Below are 19,025 nucleotides of genomic sequence, written 5' to 3' on the forward strand. Positions count from 1 at the left end.
ACACCTCCGTAATCGCAATAGTTTGACCCATTGTAGCAGGTGAAAGGTGGGGGGCGTTTGTCCCACCGGCGCCCTCACTTTTACACGCGGCGGGGCTTTTGGTTGATGCGGTAGAGCTCGGCGAGTCCTCGCAACGTCAGCGCGTCGTCTACCGTCAGGCTGTGGCCGACCAGCGACGCGAGCGCCTCGGCATCGTCGCCGGTAATGACGATGGGCACGTCGCCCTCCCCCGCGGCCTTGGTCGCGCGCATCTCGGCGAGCACCATGTCGAGCATGCCGTCGATGCGGGCCACCTCGCCCAGAACCACGCCCGAACGCATGGCCTCGCGCGTGTTGCGGCCGATCACATGCGTGGGTGCCGAGGGCTCGACCTGCGGCAGACGCGCCGCAGCAGCCGAAAGCGAGCGGGCGCCAAGCGCCAGACCCGGCGCGATGACGCCGCCCACAAAGGTGCCGCGCGCGTCGATGACCTCGATATTGGTCGTGGTACCCAAGTCGATCACGATGCACGGAGAGCCGTAGACGGCACGGGCCGCCACGGCGTCGGCAATGCGGTCGGGGCCGATCTCGGCCGGGTCGTCGTAGCGGACGGGCATGCCGGTCTTGAGGCCCGGCCCCACGGTGAGCACGCGCCCCGTGCAGGTGCGAAAAAGTGCCGCCTTCCACGGACGCTCGAGCGCCGGCACCACGCAACTCAGGACTGCAGCTGCGGGAACGAGCGCGCCGGGCATGCCCGCATCGGCCGCCAGCGCGGCCATGACTTGAGCGAGACGCATACGCGCTTCGTCGGCCGTAATGCTCGACGGCGTCGTGATCTCGCACGTCGCAAGCGGGCATTCCTGTGCCGCGGCCGAATCCTCGGCAAACAGGCCAAAGCGAATGAACGTGTTGCCCACGTCGACCGTCAATATATATGCGCACCCATTAAGCATCGTCGGCACTCCTTTCGTCTGTCCAGCAGTATATCGCCTACCTAAACCAGTCATCCCAAAATGACTAGCTTGCGGCTATACTGGTGCGCGGTCGTTTGCGAGCTCACGCGGCGGCCCTTGGTAACCCGACTTCCCGCGCCGTATCCGTAACGGCGCTCCCGGGGGAAGCGGATATACGCAAAGGAGTTTTATATGAGCAATCCCTCGAACCGCGCTTCGATGCGCGGGCAACTCACGCTGCGCGGCGTCGTCATCGGCGTCCTTGGCTGCGTGATCATCACGGCAAGCTCGGCCTACACCGCCCTCAAGATGGGCGCACTCCCCTGGCCAATCGTCTTCGCTGCCGTCATCTCGCTGTTCTTCCTTAAGCTCATGGGCAACGCCAGCCTCAACGAGGCAAACGTCACCCACACCATCATGTCCGCAGGCGCCATGGTCGCCGGCGGTCTGGCGTTTACCATCCCGGGCGCCTGGATGCTGGGCTATGCCAACCAGATCAGCTGGCTCGACATGTTTATCGTGGCACTCGCCGGCACTATCCTGGGCCTGTTGGCCACGGCACTCATCCACCGCCACTTTATCGTAGACGCCGCGTTGGAGTTCCCCACCGGCAACGCCGCAGCTCAGACCCTGCGCGCCACCGAGGCCGGCGGCAAGACCGGCAAGCAGCTCTTTGGCTCTATGGCCATCGCAGGCATCTACAGCGTGCTTCGCGACGCTCTGGGCGTGGTGCCCAGCATGCTATGCACGCTCAACATCCCCGGCGTGACCTTTGGCATCTACAACTCGCCCATGCTGCTCTCCGTCGGCTTCCTCGTGGGCTTCGCCCCGGTCGCCTTCTGGTTTGCCGGCGCCCTGCTGGGCAACTTTGGCATCATCGTGGGCGGCACCGCTGCCGGTCTGTTCGATATTGTGACCGCGCAGGGCATCGTCAAGTCCCTGGGCATGGGCCTCATGATGGGCTTTGGCGTCGCCGTCGTCCTCAAGGACATCCTGCCGCAGGTCGCCGGCATCGCCCGCGGCCTCGCCGCCGACAGCTCCAGCGACACCGACGAGCAGTCGCTCATCTCGGGCTCGCTTAAGCTCGACGCCGGCATCATCGGCCTGGGTACTGCCGCCATCGCCGTGATCGTCGCCATCGCGCTCGACCTTGGCCCCGTCCCGGCCGTCATCGTCACGCTGTTCACCTTTGTCACCACCATCATGAGCGCGCAGAGCTGCGGCCAGACGGGCATCGACCCCATGGAGATCTTCGGCCTCATCGTCATGCTCATCGTGGCTGCCTTCGCACAGATCGCCCAGGTCAAGCTGTTCTTTATCGCCGGCATCGTGGCCGTGGCATGCGGCCTTGCGGGCGACGTCATGAACGACTTTAAGGCCGGCGCCGTGCTGGGCACCAACCCGCGTGCGCAGTGGATCGGCCAGGCCATCGGCGGCATCGTGGGCGCCCTGGTCGCCGCTGCCGTCATGGTCGCGCTCGTCACCGCCTATGGTCCGGATGCTTTCGGCCCCGACAAGAGCTTTGTGGCCGCGCAGGCAAGCGTCGTCGCCACCATGGTCTCGGGCATCCCGAGCGTGCCGTGGTTCGCAGGCGGCTTTATCGCCGGCATCGTCATGTACTGGCTCGGCATTCCGGCCATGATGATCGGCCTGGGCGTGTACCTGCCGTTCTACATGTCGCTCACGGCCTTCCTGGGCTCCTGCGTCAAGCTCGCCTACGACAAGTGGGCCGCTCACCGCGACGCCGCTGCCGGTCTTTCGGACGAGGAGAAGGCCTCCAAGGATGCCGCCTTCCAGGAGCAGGGCCTGGTCGTCGCCAGCGGCCTGCTCGGCGGCGAGTCCATCGTCGGCGTTATCCTGGCGTTTGTCTCTGTTGGTCTGAGCCTGCTGGGGTAGACCGAACAACAACGCACCAGCGCAGAGCGCGGGGTCGGAATCAAACCGGCCCCGCGCTTTTTTGTCTATTTGACTCTTATGATCCTCACGGCGTTTTAGCCATGTCGATTGTCCTGACTTCCAGGTCAACAAACCTTGTCTGACACCTCGCCTAACGCGGTGTAGAGTAAAGACGGCAGACGCAAGAAGCGGCTCAGAAGCTAAACGAGGTAAGCATGGAACTCGACAAACAACAGATCAAGCGGCTGCGCGAGCGTCATCATCGTCGTCACGGTATACGCCCTGCACACAGCGAGGCCATGGAGAATGCTACCCGTTTCCTTAAGCAGGCGTTCAACATTCGCGAGGGACGCGCGCCCTATCACGTGATTCGCAAGCGCTTTGTAAACGGGGCGCGCCTGACTGGCTCGCACTTATGCATCCTGATCATTGCCATGTTGATCGCGAGCATCGGCCTCGATATCGACTCGGACATTGCCATCGTGGGCGCCATGCTCATCTGTCCGCTCATGGGCTCGGTCCTTGCCATGGCATACGGCATCGCCACGCTCGACCGCGAGATTGCCGTCGAGGCAATTGCCGGCCTCGCGCTGCAGATGGTCTTTTGTCTAATCACGTCCACGCTGTACTTTAAGCTCTCGCCCCTTGGCACCACCACGGCCGCCATCATCGACAACTCGACACCGACTGTGTGGGACCTTGCCGTCGCGCTCGCGGGCGGCTTTGCGGGCGGACTGGGCAACTCGCGCGACCAGGAACCCGCCACGCTCATCGCCGGCGTGGCCGTGGCGACCGCGCTCATGCCGCCCCTGTGCGCGGCGGGCTATGGCATCGCCATCGCGAGCGGGTCGCTGTTTCTTTCAGCCCTCTACGAGTTTGGCATCAACGTGGTCTTTATCGCACTGGCTGCCGAAGCCGTGCTGCTTCTTTTGCGCGTGCCGCTCAAGCGTGACCTCAACGGCGACGGCATTGTGACCGCCGAGGAAAACGCCGAGGTCGATGAGCTGTCACACAAGGTGCGCCGCCGCATCATCGTGGGCACGGTGATCTTTGCCATCCCCTGCATCGTTATGACGGCGGGGTCTATTGGCTCGGCGCAGGCCGGCGTGCAGGACGGTTACGGCGTCACCGAAACCACGCGCGAGCTTGCCGCGGTGCTGCCGGGCTTTAAGGATTACAACGTTGCCGTCGAGACCTCGGCCACCGAAGGCGAGGAGGAGGGCCTTGTCGAGCGCGAGGTTGTCGCCCATGTGACGACAAGCGAGGCGCTTGGGGCACACGACCGCCGTGTAGCCCGCAAGCTCATCGACCTCAATGTGCCCGAGCTCGATCGCGTGGAGTTTGATGTGCAGTAATACGCGACGTGGGATGGATGCGCGCAGCCGCGAGTCACGACATGGCGCAGACGTGACGCGGGCCACGAGCAAATAGCGGGGCGCGGTCCATGGCCGCGCCCCGCTCGCTGATTTATTGCCGTGAATCAACTGTCCACATCGACATCGCCTGACTCCACCATAAACGCCGGATCGGTGCTCACCAGATAAAAACGGGTCACCTTGGTATCTCTAAATAGGTAGAGCAAGCCCTGATCGCGTCGGCGCGAAATATACGCCACGTGGACCGTACCGAATTCTTCGCCGTTTTCCTTCTTTAATATCAGGATGTTGGGGTCATCCGTACGCTTAAACTGCCCGTCTGTGCAGATTCCGTCTTGGTCGACCAGCTGCCATCGACAGTTGTCCTCCTCAAGAAAAGCCAGGGTTTCCCGACTTGTTTCGTCATCCCGATAGTAACCGTCAATGGCAAAGCCTTCGGAAGCACATTCCTGCATATAGGATGTTTCTCGACTTATAGCGAACTGCCCTATAGCGCCCAGGAGCACAGCTAGGCAAACCACTGCAAGGGTTATCGAGATAGTACGGCGGCCCATATTAACCAGCCCGATACTTGTTTAACGGAGCACGAAACATACTTGGTACCTCCGATATCATGGCGAATGTCACCTACGGCCTGTCGGCAATCATATGTTTCCAACATCAAACCATATGGCAACCACTCGCGAGAGGATTATCGGCGAACGGTGCATTTTTGCGTTCTATTGGGCAAACGTCAACGCGCGCTACAGCTCTTGCTCGACCTATTCAGATCTTGTCGCATACTACCGTAGATCCTCAACGCTTCCGCCCCCAAGAGATCATTTTTAGTACGTAAAGAAGCCCTCGCCCGAGCTTTCGCCCAGCTTACCTTCGTCGAGCATCTGCTTGAGGACGGAGGCCATGGCCTTAAAGTTGTAGGGCATCATCATCTTTTTGAGCAGCGGGCTCACCAAGCCCGGGACCTTTTGGTACTGCATGACGATGTTGTAGGCCGTCTGGATACCCACCGTGTCGAATACACGGAACGGGCCCTTGGGAGCGCCGGTGCCGCGCGTCCACGCGAGGTCGATGCTCTTGGGGTCACTCACACCCGAGACATACAGGTCAAGGCCCGAAAGCAGCCACGGCACCAACATGGAATTGAGCAGGTAGCCGTTCTTTTCCTTGTTGACGGGCAGGGCAAGCATGCGGATGTCGTTGGCAAAGTCGACGAGCTCGTCGAAGTAGCGCTTGTCGGTTTGGTCCTGTGCCATGACCTCGGTCATGTTGTTCTTCCAGATAGAGTTGGCAAAGTGCAGCGACAGGTACTTCTCGGGGCGGCCGGTGTACTTGGCAAAGGTGCTCGGCAGCAGCGTGGATGAGTTGGTCACGATGACGGTCTTTTGCGGAAGAGCCGGGGCGAGCTTCTTGTAGAAGCCGATCTTTGCCTGGGTGTCCTCGGCCATAGACTCGATGACCAGGTCGGCGTCGGCCACGGCCTTGGCAAGATCGAGCTCCAGCTTGAGTGTGGAGTAGGCACGCTCGACGGCGGCGAGCGCCGCTTCCTTGTCGAAGGGCTGGCCGCTATCGGCAATACCGGCGCACCACTCGCCCGTACCGTCCGCCATGCCCTCGATTGCCGCGATGTACTCCTTGCGCACGTGATCGATCTTGGGCTGGGTGCGGCCGATGCTGCCCTCGCTGCGCAGCCAAATCGTTACATCAAAGCCGCAGTAGGCAGCCTGAAAGGCAATCTGGCTTCCCAACACGCCGCCGCCGGCAACACAAACGGTCTTGTAGCTCATGGGACGATCCTCTCTTACGTAATTCCATAGATGTGTATTAATTCAAACGTAAGGATGACGCGCGCTGGGGGTGGGTTCTATAAACGGGCGGTATTTCGCGGCAAACGGCTACATATGTTCATTATCTCAGGGTTCCGAGGGCAGTTTTTGGTGCCACCGAGACGTCGTTTTCGGAAGTATGCGGCAAATTCCGAAACTCTTGAGCACGTCCTGATTTTTCGCCAATAAAACCGCAGGTACAGAGCTTTGACATATCCGGTGTGCTCGGCCTATTCAGATTTTGCCGCATACTTCCGAAATCTAAGTTCGCAAAGGGTGATAGTTGGGGCGTTTACGCAACATATGTCCAGCAAAAACGGGTGGTAGCCGGCACGGCTGCCACCCGTTTGTCTCATATCTAGCCCATAGCGGGCAAGCTACTTCTTAATGCCGCGTCCCAGACGCTCGGCGACCGACGCAACGGCTTCCTCGCTGGCCGGCTCGCAGCTCACGCAGCCGTCGTGGGCGCGCATCTGGCCGGTGACCTCGTCCATCGCGAGCGGCGCCACCTTCTCGAGCTTAAAGCCCTTGCCGGCGCGCATGTTTTCCTTGGCCACGCTGATCATGAGCTTAATGCGGTTGAGCTGGTTGACCTCGGACGCACCGGGGTCGTAGTCCACCGCGACAATGTTGCTCTCGGGGTGCTGGCGGCGCAGCTCCTTGATCACGGCCTTACCCACCACGTGGTTGGGCAGGCACGCAAAGGGCTGCGTGCAGATGATGTTGGGCGCGCCGTGGTCGATGAGGTCGAGCATCTCGGCCGTGAGCAGCCAGCCTTCGCCCATGTTGTTGCACACCGAAAGCACCGTGCGGGCCTTGTCGGCCATGGTGCCGATGCGCTCGGGCGCCTCAAAGCGGCGAGACTTCTCGAGCATCTCCTCCACCGGCGTGCGCATCCAGTCCACGAGCTTGATGAGCGCTTGCATGCCCGCGCGCGTAGTAGCAGAGCTTCCCAGCTCGTCTTTCTGCAGCTCGGCGTTGCTCATGGAGTAGAGGAAGAAGTCGAGCAGGCCCGGCACCACGGCCTCGCAGCCCTCGCGCTCAATGACATCGACCACGTGGTTGTTAGCCGTTGGATGGAACTTGACCAAGATCTCACCGACCACGCCCACGCGCGGCTTGGTGCCCTCGCCCACGAGCGGCATGGTGTCGAACGCGCGGATGGCCTCGCGGCACAGCTTGGTGTAGTTGTGGCGGTTGAACTTGGGCGCCAACTTGCGGGCACGCGCCATGTACTCTTCATAGAGCGTGTTGGCGGCACCAGGCGTGGCCTCGTACGGGCGGCAGCGGTAGAGCATCTGCATCATCACGTCGCCAAAGAGCACCGCGTAGACTGCCTGCTTAAGCAGCGCCGGCGTCAGTTTAAAGCCGGGGTTGTCCTCGCCCAGCGCCACGGCCGAAAGCGAGATCACGGGGATCTCGGGGTGGCCGCTCTCGCGCAGGGCCTTGCGGATGAGCGCGATGTAGTTGGTGGCACGGCAGCCGCCGCCGGTCTGGCTGATGACCACGGCGGTCTTGGACAGGTCGTACCGACCGCTCTCGATGGCCTCCATAATCTGGCCCGTCACCAGAATCGACGGGTAGCAAATGTCATTGTTCACATAGCGCAGGCCAGCCTCGACGGCATCGTGGTCGGTCGAGGGCAGCAGCTCCAAGTTGTAGCCGGCACCGCGGAACACCTCTTTGACCAGGTCAAAGTGGATCGGCGCCATCTGCGGGCACAGGATGGTATAGCCCTCGTCGCGCATCTGCTCGGTAAAGGGCACCTTGGGCCATGCGGTCGAGGCGCTCTCACGCTGTGCCTCGAACGTGTACTTGCGGCTCGCGAACGCGGGGGCATCCGTGGAGGGCGCCACCGGCGCAGCGTCGCCCTGCTCAAAGACCTTGCCCGCAGCCGTGGCCTCGGCAAAGCGCTCGGCCTCCTGGTCCTTGAGTGCCGCCATGAGCGAGCGGATGCGAATGCGCGCGGCGCCCAGGTTGGACACCTCGTCGATCTTGAGCACGGTGTAGATCTTGCCACTGGCCTCCAGGATCTCCTGCACCTGATCGGTGGTCAAGGCATCGAGGCCGCAGCCGAAGGAATTGAGCTGGATCAGGTCCAGGTCGTTGCGCATCGTCACAAAACGGGCGACGGCGTACAGGCGACTGTGGTACATCCACTGGTCGACGACGCGAATCGGACGCTCGGGCTTTACCAGATGCGCGAGCGAATCCTCGGTAAAGACCGCAAAGCCAAAGCTCGAGATAAGCTCGGGCAGGGCGTGGTTGATCTCGGGGTCGTTATGGTAGGGACGACCGGCGAGCACGATGCCGTGACCGCCGTGGTCCTCGACCCACTTAAGAGCCTCCTCGCCCATGGTCTGGATGTCCTCGTGGAAACGCGCATCGGCCTCAAAGGCGGCGTTGACAGCGGCATCGACCTCGGAGCGCGTGATCTTGGGCCCACGCACGCGACCGCGACCAGCCTCGGCATCGGCCACACGGTCGACGGCGAGCACCTGATACAGGCGGCGCTTGAGCTCGGTCTTGTCGTGATAGGGCACAAACGGGTATAGGAACTCGATGTTCTGCTCGCGGATCTCGTCAATATTGAGCGCCAACGCCGTGGGGTAGCTCATGACGATGGGGCAGTTGTAACAGTTGCCGGCGGTCGGATCCTCCTTGCGCTCCCAGCGCACGCACGGCATCCAGATAAAGTCGACATCGCGGTCGATAAGGTTCATCACATGGCCGTGGCTCATCTTGGCCGGATAGCACACGCTCTCGGACGGCATGGACTCGATGCCCGCCTGGTAGGTCTTCTTGCTCGACTGGTCGGACAGCTGCACGCTAAAGCCCAGACGCGTAAAGAACGCGTGCCAGAAGGGGTAGTTCTCGTACATGTTGAGCGCGCGCGGAATGCCGACGGTGCCGCGCGGGGCCTCGTCGGGGCTCAGCACCTCGCGGTTAAACAGCAACTCGTTTTTCTTTTTGAAGAGGTTGGGGGCCTCGGTCTTCTGCTTTTTGTGGCCGGCGCCCTTCTCGCAGCGGTTGCCGGTGATAAAGCGCCTGCCGCCGCCAAAGTCGTTGACGGTAAGCTGGCAGTTGTTAGAGCAACGGCCGCAGCGGACATGCTTTTGCGTCACGGTGAGGTGCGCGATATCCTCGGCCGAAAGGATGGTCGAGGTGCCGTCGGCGCCGGCGCGATCGCGGGCGAGCAGGGCCGCACCGTAGGCGCCCATGCAGCCGGCGATGTCGGGGCGCACGGCATGAACGCCCGTGAGCTGCTCAAACGCGCGCAGCGTGGCATCGGACATAAAGGTACCGCCCTGGACGATCACCTGGCTGCCGATCTCCTTGGGATCGCGCAGCTTAATGACCTTGAACAGGGCATTCTTGATGACGGAATAGGACAGGCCGGCCGCGATGTCGCCCACCGTGGCGCCTTCCTTTTGCGCTTGCTTGACGCGCGAGTTCATAAAGACCGTGCAGCGACTGCCCAGGTCGACCGGGGCCTTGGCATGAATGGCGGCGTCGGCGAACGCGCGCACATCCATGTTCATAGAGACGGCAAAGCTCTCGATAAAGCTGCCGCAGCCCGACGAGCAGGCCTCGTTGAGCATGATGTGCTCGATGACGCCGTCCTTGACGCGCAGGCACTTCATGTCCTGGCCGCCAATGTCCAGAATGAACTCGACGCCGGGCAGGAACGCCTTGGCGCCGCGCAGGTGCGCGACAGTCTCGATCTCGCCGGAATCGGCCTTGAGAGCCTCGATGAGCAGCGCCTCGCCGTAACCCGTGGTGGTCACGTGACCGATGGTGCAGCCGGCGGGGATGTGGTTGTAGAAATCGGCCATGATGACCTTGGCCGTGCCCAGGATGTCGCCGTTGTTGTTGCCGTACCAGGTGTGCAACAGCTGGCCGTCCTCGCCCACGAGCGCGGCCTTCATGGTGGTAGAACCGGCGTCGATGCCAATGAACACGCGGCCGGTGTAGCCGTCGAGCTTGCCCTTGGGGACGACTTCTTGGTCGTGGCGACCCTTGAACTCGGCAAAGTCCTCGTCGGTGGCAAAGAGCGGATCCAGGCGCTCGACCTCGGCACCCTGTGTGTCGCCCAGGCTGTCGATAGCCTCGATGAGCTGCGGGAACGTGCTGAGCTTGTTGGACTCGTGCGCCATGGCGGCGCCGCTCGCCACAAACAGGTGGGCGTTTTGGGGCACGATACGGTGCTCCTCGTCCAGGTTGAGCGTGAGGTAGAAGCGATGGCGCAGCTCGGAGAGGTACTGCAGCGGGCCGCCCAGGAAGGCAACGTTGCCACGGATGGGGCGACCGCACGCCAGACCCGAGATGGTCTGGGTCACAACGGCCTGGAAGATGGAGGCAGCCACGTCCTCGGGGCGGGCACCTTCGTTGAGCAGCGGCTGCACGTCGGTCTTGGCAAAAACGCCGCAGCGGCTGGCGATGGGATAGATGGTGGTGGCGTTGGCCGCGAGCTTGTTGAGGCCGCTCGCGTCGGTGTGCAGCAGGGTTGCCATCTGATCGATGAACGCGCCCGTGCCGCCGGCGCAGGTGCCGTTCATGCGCTGCTCGATGCCGTTGTCGAAGTAGATGATCTTGGCGTCCTCGCCGCCCAGCTCGATGGCGACATCGGTGGCCGGGATAAGGGTCTCGACGGCGCGTTTGCTGGCGATGACCTCCTGGACAAACTCCAGGTCGAGCCACTGGGACAGCAGCAGGCCGCCCGAGCCGGTAATGGCGCAGGTCATCTGGGCCGTCGGCAGCACGGTCGCGGCACCCTCGAACAGGTCGCGGGCGCAGGCACGGACGTCGGTGTGATGGCGCTGGTACTTGGCGTAGACGATCTGGTTGTCGTCGTTGAGCACGGCGAGCTTAACGGTAGTGGAACCCACGTCGATGCCCAGGTGCAGGTTGCCACGAGCGTTCTCGGGGTTGAAGATCGCGCCTTCGGGGGCGTGGGCGGCGGCTACGGGCTCAGCGGCGGTAGCGGGCTCGCCAGTGACGGACGCCTCCCCTGCCGCGTTCTTGGCATCGGCAACTGCCTCGGCAACTTTCTCGGCTGCCGCGGTCGCGGCCTTCTGCGCGGCGTCCACCACGGCGGGCGCGGCCTCGCGTGCGGCAGCGACCATGCGGTCCTTAATGCCCTCGACGAGTTTGCTCATTGTCTCTCCTCTTAGTTGTTGGACTCGACGGTTGCGGCGGTGTCGACCGCGTCCTCGAGCTGCAAGTTCAATAGCTTCATGCCGTATTCCGGCACGTTGATATCGATGGGTTGGCCATACAGGTCGCCGGGGCGCACAAAAGCGAGCACCGTCATAATGCGCGCCATGGCCTCGGGCGATTCGGTGAGCCCACGCTCAAACCAGCGCTGAATCATGCCGACCTCGGCGCTCACGACGTAGGTGACGTAGTAGTCAAAGAACGTGCCCAGCGCCAGGCCCAAAATGCCCGTCTGCGCACGCGGCACCACAGCCTCACGCGCGGTGTCGATAATCCTTTTAATGAAGGCCTGGTCGCCGCCCGGACCCAGCAGCGCACCGATTAAGTCGCGGTTGGCCGCAAGATAACGCAGCAGCTCAACCGAACCGGGCGCCGGCTCGAGCTCATCGATGTTGTGATAGAGATCGGGCAGCTGAGCTGCGGTGATGAGCTCAATGCGCTCACGGATCTCGGCCAGCAAGCCGTCCTCGATTTGATTGATAAAGTCGGGAATATCGCGATAGTGCGAATAGAACGTGCGGCGCGTAAGGCCAGCACGCTCGGTGAGCGACGCGACATTAATGCGCGAAAGGTCGCCGCTTTCGGCAAGCTCGCTGGCAAGTGCCTGGCGAAGGGCACGCTGCGAGCGAAGGGACCGGCGATCGCATTTCTCGAGCTGGGACAAGCGTCCTCCTTGTTACTCAGCCTGTGCGCTATTGCACAGTGCGAGTATTATTGCACACCGTGTGCATCAACACGTAAAGGCAATATTTGGGTTGTGACAAAGGGACAGTCCCTTTGTCACATTAGGTTGCGCTCAGCTTTTAGAAGCGGCATTGTCGATTGTCCAAAATGTCATTCGTGGGTAGAATAGTGTCGACGGCAGCCCAAGTTCTGGAAAGCTGGGCAGCGCCGTTGCTTGTTTTAGGGGGTCAACGTCTTAACGGCGGCGACCCCTCTTACGTTGCTTCGAACGTTGCTTGAGTGCCTCGGAAAGTCCGATAAGCGTCGTGAGGAGCGAGACCAAAGCGGTCAGGAGCTTCACGAAATCAATCAAATCGGTCATGGGCATCACCTCCCATCAGATGGAGGGCGCTGCCCGGCACATGGAACTGCCGTCAACGATACCGATTCTATCAAAGCGCAGTTAGATATGCGAATGTTTGTTCGTATTTCAGAAGATCGGAGCTCGGGTATGGCGAAGGAACAGTTCCTTTGCCATACCCGAGCTTGTCGCCGAACTGCCACCTACATTTTTCGAGTTATTCGGCCACGCTACTGGTTCTGTATAAATGCACCGCCGGGATTATCTGAGGGTTTTTGTCCTTATTTGAGCGTATACATGCCCATTTGCGCACTTACGTCACCGAATCAAACACCATTAGAGGCATGAATGTTCCCGAGAGGGCATCTTTAGCCATTTAACGTCCTCCGACAGGCCGAATAACTCGAAATTTGTTGGTGGCGAAAGCGTAATAGTCCTATACGCCAAAAGCCGGTATCTCCCATGTGACAAAGGGACAGTCCCTTTGTCACATTATTCGATGATGGTGCGGGAGTTCTGCGTGCGCATGGTGGCGAGCATGTGTTTGGGGACGGCGTGGACCATGCAGCTGCCGATAGTTGCGCTCGCGGCGACCTTGGCTGCATCGCTGCCGTTTTTGGTCGCGTAGCTGTGGCGGAAACGCTTGAGCATGGCGATGTCGTTGCCGCCGTCTCCATAGACCGCGACCTCGTCCTCGGCAATACCGTAGTAGCCCGCCAGCCAGGCCACGCTCTCGCCCTTGTTGCATGCCACGTCCGTGATCTCGAACATCACCGGATCGAACGGCGCGTTGACCACATGGTCCGAGCGCTCGGCAAGATATGCCTTAAGGTCACGCTCCAACTCGGGCGAGGTCACACGGCAGTTGATCTTGCACACATCGTGGCGCAGGATGTCACCAATCGACTGGTCGAAATACTGTTCCTCGTGATACCCGCCACGCGCACGCATGCCACGCATCACGATGCGCTTGATAGGACTGTCTTTTTTAAAGCCCGCCTGATGCATCTCGAACGAACCGCTCGAGTACATGCCATCGGGCGTGGAGCAATCAAAGCAAATGTCCGGAAACGCCTTGAGCAGTTCCTCAGTGACTTGCGGATCGATGGTCCAGGTCTTGAGCACCTCACCATGGCTGTCGCGCACGATGGACCCATTGGAGCAGCAGGCGTCAAGCGCCAGGCCCGTAAAGCCATGCTCGCCGATCGGCAACGTCGAGCGTCCAGTCGCGGGAACCACATGCAAGCCAGCCCCGGTCAGCTCGCGGATGGCACGGCGGATGGTCCCATCCGCCTCATGCAGTGCGTTCAGCAGCGTTCCGTCTAAATCACTCGCGAACATCTTGATCATGAGCGTGCCTCTCCTTCGTCTGCACGATATTGTAGACGAGAACGGGCGTGCCCCAAGAGAGGCACGCCCGTCAGGCGAAAGATTGTCCTACACCGCGGCGGGGCCGTGCTCGCCGGTGCGGATGCGGATGACTTCTTCGACCGGCTCGACCCAGATCGTGCCATCTCCAACGGTGCCGTAATCTTGGAAACGGAGCGGCAACGGACGCGAAACCAACAGGAAATACGCAAGCAAGGGAGCCGTGAGCGCGCCCGTCCCAGCTAGCGCCGGAACAGCTCGCGGGCTCGGTCGCGGAGGTCGGTAGCTCGGATGACGCCTTCGTAGCGATTGATGCGCAGACGCGGGAAGGCGTTAAAGAAGCGCAGGTCACGACGGCTGAGCGACACACTCGGCACCGGACGGCTCATGCGCTTGCCGGCAAGGCGACGACTGAGCGACGGACGCGGCATGCTCGGCGCGACATCGGCAACGCGGCGGGCAGCGAGCGCCAGGCCGCGAGCACCATCCGAGATAAACGTCGGCATCGAAGCCTTCTCGCGCAGGGCATCGAGCGCCGCGTCGCCCAGCTCGGCCAGCCAAGCGTTAACGGCGCGACCGCGGATATGCGTCTGCGCCACCGAGTCGATCGCCGAATTGGGAATACGTTCGAGCATAGAGTCGGAGGCGTCGGCAAGCGACTCATTGATGCGGTCGGCAAGGTCGGCACGCACACGCTCAAGCTGATCGGACAGGCGGCGCCAGCTGGCCAACGAGCACACCGCATCGACCATCATCGCGACCGCGACGATAAAGGCGGACAGCCGCACAATCAGCACCGGCAGATGGCCAAGCAGCCCCAGCAATGCCGGCTCCACTAAACGGCAAATACACAACGCACCCAAGCCAAACGCGCAGGCCCAGTACAGGCAGATGCGTCCGTGCAGGTTAAACGGCAGATGCGAGTAATCCCAAAACCGGGCACCCGTCGTTTTTTCCAACAGCACGCCCACACTATATTCGATCACGCTGCATACGAGCGCGGCAGCGACAAACTGGCTCGAGGCGTCTGGGATTCCACGCAGCAGCAACCAGCACGCGATGCCGCCCGCACCGTAGATGGGACAACACGGCCCTAGCAAAAAGCCGCTGTTGGCAAAGCGTCCGTGGTTGAGCATGGCGCAGACTGTCGACTCCCATACCCAGCCGCAAAAACCGTAGAAGGCAAACGAGAGTACCAGCGCCGAGAGCGGACAGGCGGCAAGCGTCGCGCCGTCAAATGCCATGTCGATCGCGGTTCCCACCGTCTACCCTCTCCTCTTTTCGTTCGATTCGCTGCTCACGTCATCGTCCGCCCTGTCTTTGCGCGGCAGACGGCCGGCAATCGTCTCGCGCAGCGCGCACCATTTATCCGCCAGGCACACAATCCATGCCTCGCGACACGTCGGCGGCACCGGTACCAGCGGAAACATATGGCGCGCGATGATATTCCGCTCGCGCGACGTCAGCTCAAAATCCTCTTCGGCACGCGCCAGGGCAAAAAACGGATGCCGAAAGCCATGCAGTCGATGGCTTGGGTCGGGATCGTGCCAGTCATAGAGAAAGTAATCGTGCAGCAGGGCCCCGCGCAGCAGCGACAAGCGGTCGACGGAGATACCGACGCGGCCCAGGCGCTCGGCAAAGGACAGACTTGCCCGCGCCACCGAGGTCACATGCGTATACACCGTCACATCGCCATGCTGGATAAACTCGCGCGTCAGGTCCAGACGGCCCGCCTGTGCCAGTTGACGGGCAGCATGGTCTACTTCGCACGCGATTTTCTCGGCACGAACGGTATCGGACATGCGGCCTCCTTCCGGCGGCGCTCGGCGGCAAGCCACAGCCTGCACGCAATGAATAAAATCATCATGGAACTTATCAGTATGGCATCGGACAAAACGTTTTGCCCCACCAGTTGGCGAATTACCGCGCCGCCGTCACATATCAAACGCCAAAATGTGCGAGACTGTCTTGTGCAATTGTGCCGGCCGAGGGAGTGCCGGCGCACGATTCGCATGGAGTAACCCACAACGATGCTGCTTACGCAAACGACAACGCCCGAGGACGTCAAGGCTCTCGATCGCGCCGAGCTTCCGCTGCTCTGCGGCGAGATCCGCCACGCCATCCTCGAAAGCTCCGCCGCCGTCGGCGGGCACGTTGCCCCCAACCTGGGCGTCGTTGAGCTTACGGTTGCGCTTCATCGCGTGTTTAACTCCCCCACCGACAAAATTGTCTTTGACGTGTCGCACCAGACCTATGCCCACAAGGCGCTGACTGGGCGCGCGTACACTTATATCGACCCGGCACGCTACGGCGAGGCCTCTGGCTTTGCCAATCCCGACGAGTCCGAACACGACCTGTTCGCCATGGGCCACACCTCCACATCGGTGAGCCTGGGCTGCGGCTTGGCGCACGCTCGTGACCTGGCGGGTGATGCGTACAACGTCATCACCATCATTGGCGACGGTTCGCTTTCGGGCGGTCTGGCGTTTGAGGGCTTTAACAATGCCGCCGAGCTCGACAGCAACCTGATCATCATCGTCAACGATAACGACCAGTCCATTGCCGAGAACCATGGCGGCCTGTATCGCAATCTGGCCGAGCTGCGCGCCAGCAACGGCACCTGTGAGCGCAACGTTTTCCGCGCGATGGGGCTCGACTACCGCTATCTGGACGCCGGTAACGATGTGTTGGCCCTAGTCGACGTGCTGCAGGAACTGCGCGATATCGATCATCCCATCGTGCTGCACGTCTCCACCGCGAAGGGCAAGGGCTTTGAGCCGGCCCAGAGCGACCCCGAGCGCTGGCATCATGTAGGCCCGTTTGACATGGCGACTGGGCGCAAGCTCTGCCCGGGCCATCCGAGCGAGCCTGCGCCGCGCACCTATGCCGACATTACGGGCGAGGCCCTGAGCGCTGCCATAGAGCGCGATCCGCAGGTCGTGGGCATCACGGCCGCAACGCCCTATATCATGGGCTTTACACCAGAGCTTCGCGCCGCAGCCGGCAAACAGTTCGTCGATGTGGGCATTGCCGAGGAGCATGCCGTGACCTTTGCCACCGCGCTTGCGCGCTCGGGCGCCAAGCCGGTCTTTGGTGTGTACGGCACGTTTTTGCAGCGTGCCTACGACGAACTGTGGCACGACCTGTGCCTCAACGACGCCCCCGCAACCATCCTGGTATTTGGCGCGTCGATCTTTGGCACCACATCCGAGACGCATCTCTCGTTCTTTGATATTTCCATGCTGGGCGGTCTTCCCAACATGCACTACTTGGCGCCGGCCTGCATGGAGGAATATCTGTCCATGCTGAGCTGGTCGCTCGACCACCGCGAGCATCCCGTAGCGATCCGTGTACCGGGCATTGGCCTGGTAAGCCGCCCCGACCTGGCGCCTGCCGAAGACACCGACTACAGCGCCGTTCGCTACAACGTGGTGCGCCAGGGCCGCGACGTGGCCGTGCTCGCGCTCGGCGATTTCTTTGAGCTGGGCGAGCGCGTGGCAAATCGCTTGGCTGCCGAGTGCGGCATCGAGGCCACGCTCGTCAACCCTCGCTTTGCAACCGAGCTTGACCGCGAGTTCCTCGACAGCCTTGCCGCCGAGCATCGCGTTGTCGTCACCCTCGAGGACGGCATCTTGGACGGCGGTTGGGGCGAACGCGTCGCGTGCTACTTGGCCTGCACGCCCGTGCGCACGCGCACCTTCGGCATCGCCAAGGGCTTCCCCGACCGCTACGACCCCAACGAGCTGCTCGCTCAGAACGGCATGACGGTCGAGAACATGGCCGCCGAGGCCGTAAGGCTACTCAACGAGTAAAAAACCTCCGCAAGGGAAGCACCCATGCGGAGGTTTTTGTTTTCACAGCTCAATTATCTCAATCTGTAACATCTATGGCCCGAATTCCCGTCTAACTGTTACAGATCTAGAAAAGACGTCTTAGTCCCTGACCTTTGTCTCAATCTGTAACAGATAGAGACCTTCTGGCCGTCCAGATGTTACAGATTGAGACATTCGAATTCCCCTAAAGAGAAAATCTCGATCTGTAACAGGTAGAACCCATTTCCTCGTCTAACTGTTACAGATTGAGACAAAGCAGCGAGACAGGCCACCACATCTGCAAGAACCACCACAAAGGTGCCTGTCCCTATTTGGTAGGTAGAATAACCCATAAGGTAAGTATGTTTCTGAGTTATTTCGTGTTGACCCATCTGAGCGGGATAGGGTATAACTCTACTCAACCGCTAGGGATTTTATTGAGAAAGGTGTTCTCCCATGAGCAAGAACCTCTCCCAGCAGGTCGTTCTCGACCGCCGCGGCTTTGTCGCCGCCACCTTCGCAACCGTCGCCGGCCTTGGTCTTGCCGGCTGCTCTGACACCAGCGCCGAGGCTGACAAGGGTTCCGCCGCCGGCTCCTCCAAGAGCTCCGAAGATACCGAGGCTTCCACCACGCTCGACGCCAAGGCATTCGACAAGCTCGTCGACAACGGCCCCAAGGCCGATGACGACGCCATCGCCGCCAGCGCCTGGGCGACGGCCGTCAAGGACGCCGGCGTCTTTAAGATCGGTGGCGTTCAGACCTCCACGCTCTTCTCCCTCCTCAACGAGAAGGATGGTCAGACCCGCGGCTTCGACGCCGGCATCGCGCAGCTTCTGTCCAACTACATTCTGGGCGAGAACAAGGTCGAGATCACCCAGGTGACCTCGGACACGCGCGAGTCCGTCCTGCAGAACGGCCAGGTCGACGCCGTCTTTGCCACCTACACCATCACTGACGAGCGCAAGAAGCTCGTCTCCTTTGCCGGTCCCTACTACTACACCCAGCAGGCTATCCTGGTGCTCGCCGATAACGACGACATCAAGAGCGTCGACGACCTGGCCGACAAGAACGTCGCCGTCCAGTCCGGCTCCAACGGCCCCGCCATCCTGGAGGAGTTCGCCCCCAAGGCCAGCCAGCAGGAGTTCAAGACCGACGAGGAGGCCCGCCAGGCACTCCAGCAAGGCCGCGTTGACGCCTACGTCATCGATAACAACATGCAGCAGAGCGCCCTGGTCCGCGAGCCCGGTAAGTACAAGATCGCCGGCAAGCCCTTCGGCAGCAAGGAGCCCTATGGTATCGGCCTGCCGCTCGATTCCGACGGCGTCGCCTTTGTCAACGACTTCCTTAAGAAGATCGAGGACGACGGCACCTGGACCGAGCTGTGGCAGATCTGCATCGGTGACCGTACGGGCGACACCAATGTTCCCGAGCTGCCCGAGATCGGCGCCTAGGCAGCGAGCCTAGTAACGGCCGCTACGAAACCATACGGAAACGCACGATGCGCTTTATTGCGCTAAACTGTTTCCTCACTGAGTTGTCGGGGCTTCCGTACACACGGGAGCCCCTTTCCTTACCG

14 protein-coding genes are annotated in these 19,025 nt (G+C 61.4%); 4 read left to right on the top strand and 10 right to left on the bottom strand.

What is annotated here, in order from left to right:
• Nucleotides 1–80 precede the first annotated feature (80 nt).
• On the bottom strand, nucleotides 81–932 hold the full coding sequence (locus tag DW796_RS07330) for a type III pantothenate kinase (protein WP_117637653.1): 852 nt from the start codon (nucleotides 930–932) through the stop codon (nucleotides 81–83).
• A gap of 192 nt (nucleotides 933–1,124) precedes the next feature.
• Between DW796_RS07330 and DW796_RS07335 the strand changes: the two genes are divergently transcribed.
• Both DW796_RS07335 and DW796_RS07340 read left to right on the top strand, forming a co-directional pair.
• Nucleotides 1,125–2,828 (top strand): OPT/YSL family transporter, encoded by a 1,704-nt coding sequence (locus DW796_RS07335; RefSeq protein WP_118094716.1) that lies wholly within the window; start codon nucleotides 1,125–1,127, stop codon nucleotides 2,826–2,828.
• A gap of 215 nt (nucleotides 2,829–3,043) precedes the next feature.
• A complete protein-coding gene (locus DW796_RS07340; protein ID WP_118094717.1) occupies nucleotides 3,044–4,183 on the top strand; it encodes a DUF389 domain-containing protein in 1,140 nt (379 codons plus the stop codon).
• Nucleotides 4,184–4,308: 125 nt separating this feature from the next.
• Here DW796_RS07340 and DW796_RS07345 read toward each other — a convergent pair whose 3' ends face one another.
• The 9 genes from DW796_RS07345 to DW796_RS07380 form a co-directional block, all read right to left on the bottom strand.
• A complete protein-coding gene (locus DW796_RS07345; RefSeq protein WP_118094718.1) occupies nucleotides 4,309–4,659 on the bottom strand; it encodes a hypothetical protein in 351 nt (116 codons plus the stop codon).
• A 369-nt stretch (nucleotides 4,660–5,028) separates the two neighbouring features.
• A complete protein-coding gene (locus tag DW796_RS07350) occupies nucleotides 5,029–5,988 on the bottom strand; it encodes a 3-hydroxyacyl-CoA dehydrogenase (RefSeq protein ID WP_118094719.1) in 960 nt (319 codons plus the stop codon).
• 416 nt (nucleotides 5,989–6,404) lie between these two features.
• Complete coding sequence (locus tag DW796_RS07355; protein WP_118094720.1) at nucleotides 6,405–11,186, bottom strand: 2-hydroxyacyl-CoA dehydratase; 4,782 nt, start codon at nucleotides 11,184–11,186, stop codon at nucleotides 6,405–6,407.
• Between the two features lie 11 nt (nucleotides 11,187–11,197).
• Entirely contained in the window at nucleotides 11,198–11,908 is a 711-nt protein-coding gene (locus tag DW796_RS07360) for a TetR/AcrR family transcriptional regulator (RefSeq protein ID WP_117584131.1), read from the bottom strand.
• A 255-nt stretch (nucleotides 11,909–12,163) separates the two neighbouring features.
• Nucleotides 12,164–12,289 (bottom strand): hypothetical protein, encoded by a 126-nt coding sequence (locus DW796_RS10745; RefSeq protein WP_255413239.1) that lies wholly within the window; start codon nucleotides 12,287–12,289, stop codon nucleotides 12,164–12,166.
• Between the two features lie 471 nt (nucleotides 12,290–12,760).
• Nucleotides 12,761–13,618: an HAD-IIB family hydrolase gene (locus tag DW796_RS07365; protein ID WP_118094721.1), complete on the bottom strand. Its 858-nt coding sequence runs from the start codon at nucleotides 13,616–13,618 to the stop codon at nucleotides 12,761–12,763.
• An 87-nt stretch (nucleotides 13,619–13,705) separates the two neighbouring features.
• Complete coding sequence (locus DW796_RS07370; RefSeq protein WP_233539702.1) at nucleotides 13,706–13,819, bottom strand: P-II family nitrogen regulator; 114 nt, start codon at nucleotides 13,817–13,819, stop codon at nucleotides 13,706–13,708.
• A gap of 59 nt (nucleotides 13,820–13,878) precedes the next feature.
• Entirely contained in the window at nucleotides 13,879–14,898 is a 1,020-nt protein-coding gene (locus DW796_RS07375; protein WP_233539703.1) for a putative ABC transporter permease, read from the bottom strand.
• A 3-nt stretch (nucleotides 14,899–14,901) separates the two neighbouring features.
• The gene (locus DW796_RS07380; protein ID WP_118094722.1) at nucleotides 14,902–15,438 is read right to left on the bottom strand and encodes an HD domain-containing protein; all 537 of its coding nucleotides are present in this window, start codon (nucleotides 15,436–15,438) and stop codon (nucleotides 14,902–14,904) included.
• Nucleotides 15,439–15,666: 228 nt separating this feature from the next.
• On the opposite strand from DW796_RS07380, the gene DW796_RS07385 reads away from it, so the two are divergent.
• Nucleotides 15,667–17,448, top strand: a complete 1,782-nt coding sequence (locus tag DW796_RS07385) for a 1-deoxy-D-xylulose-5-phosphate synthase (protein ID WP_118094723.1) — start codon at nucleotides 15,667–15,669, stop codon at nucleotides 17,446–17,448.
• A 456-nt stretch (nucleotides 17,449–17,904) separates the two neighbouring features.
• A complete protein-coding gene (locus DW796_RS07390) occupies nucleotides 17,905–18,900 on the top strand; it encodes a glutamate ABC transporter substrate-binding protein (protein ID WP_118094724.1) in 996 nt (331 codons plus the stop codon).
• The last annotated feature ends 125 nt before the right edge of the window (nucleotides 18,901–19,025 follow it).

This window comes from Collinsella sp. AM31-2AC (assembly GCF_003469285.1).
Lineage (GTDB): Bacteria > Actinomycetota > Coriobacteriia > Coriobacteriales > Coriobacteriaceae > Collinsella > Collinsella aerofaciens_AT.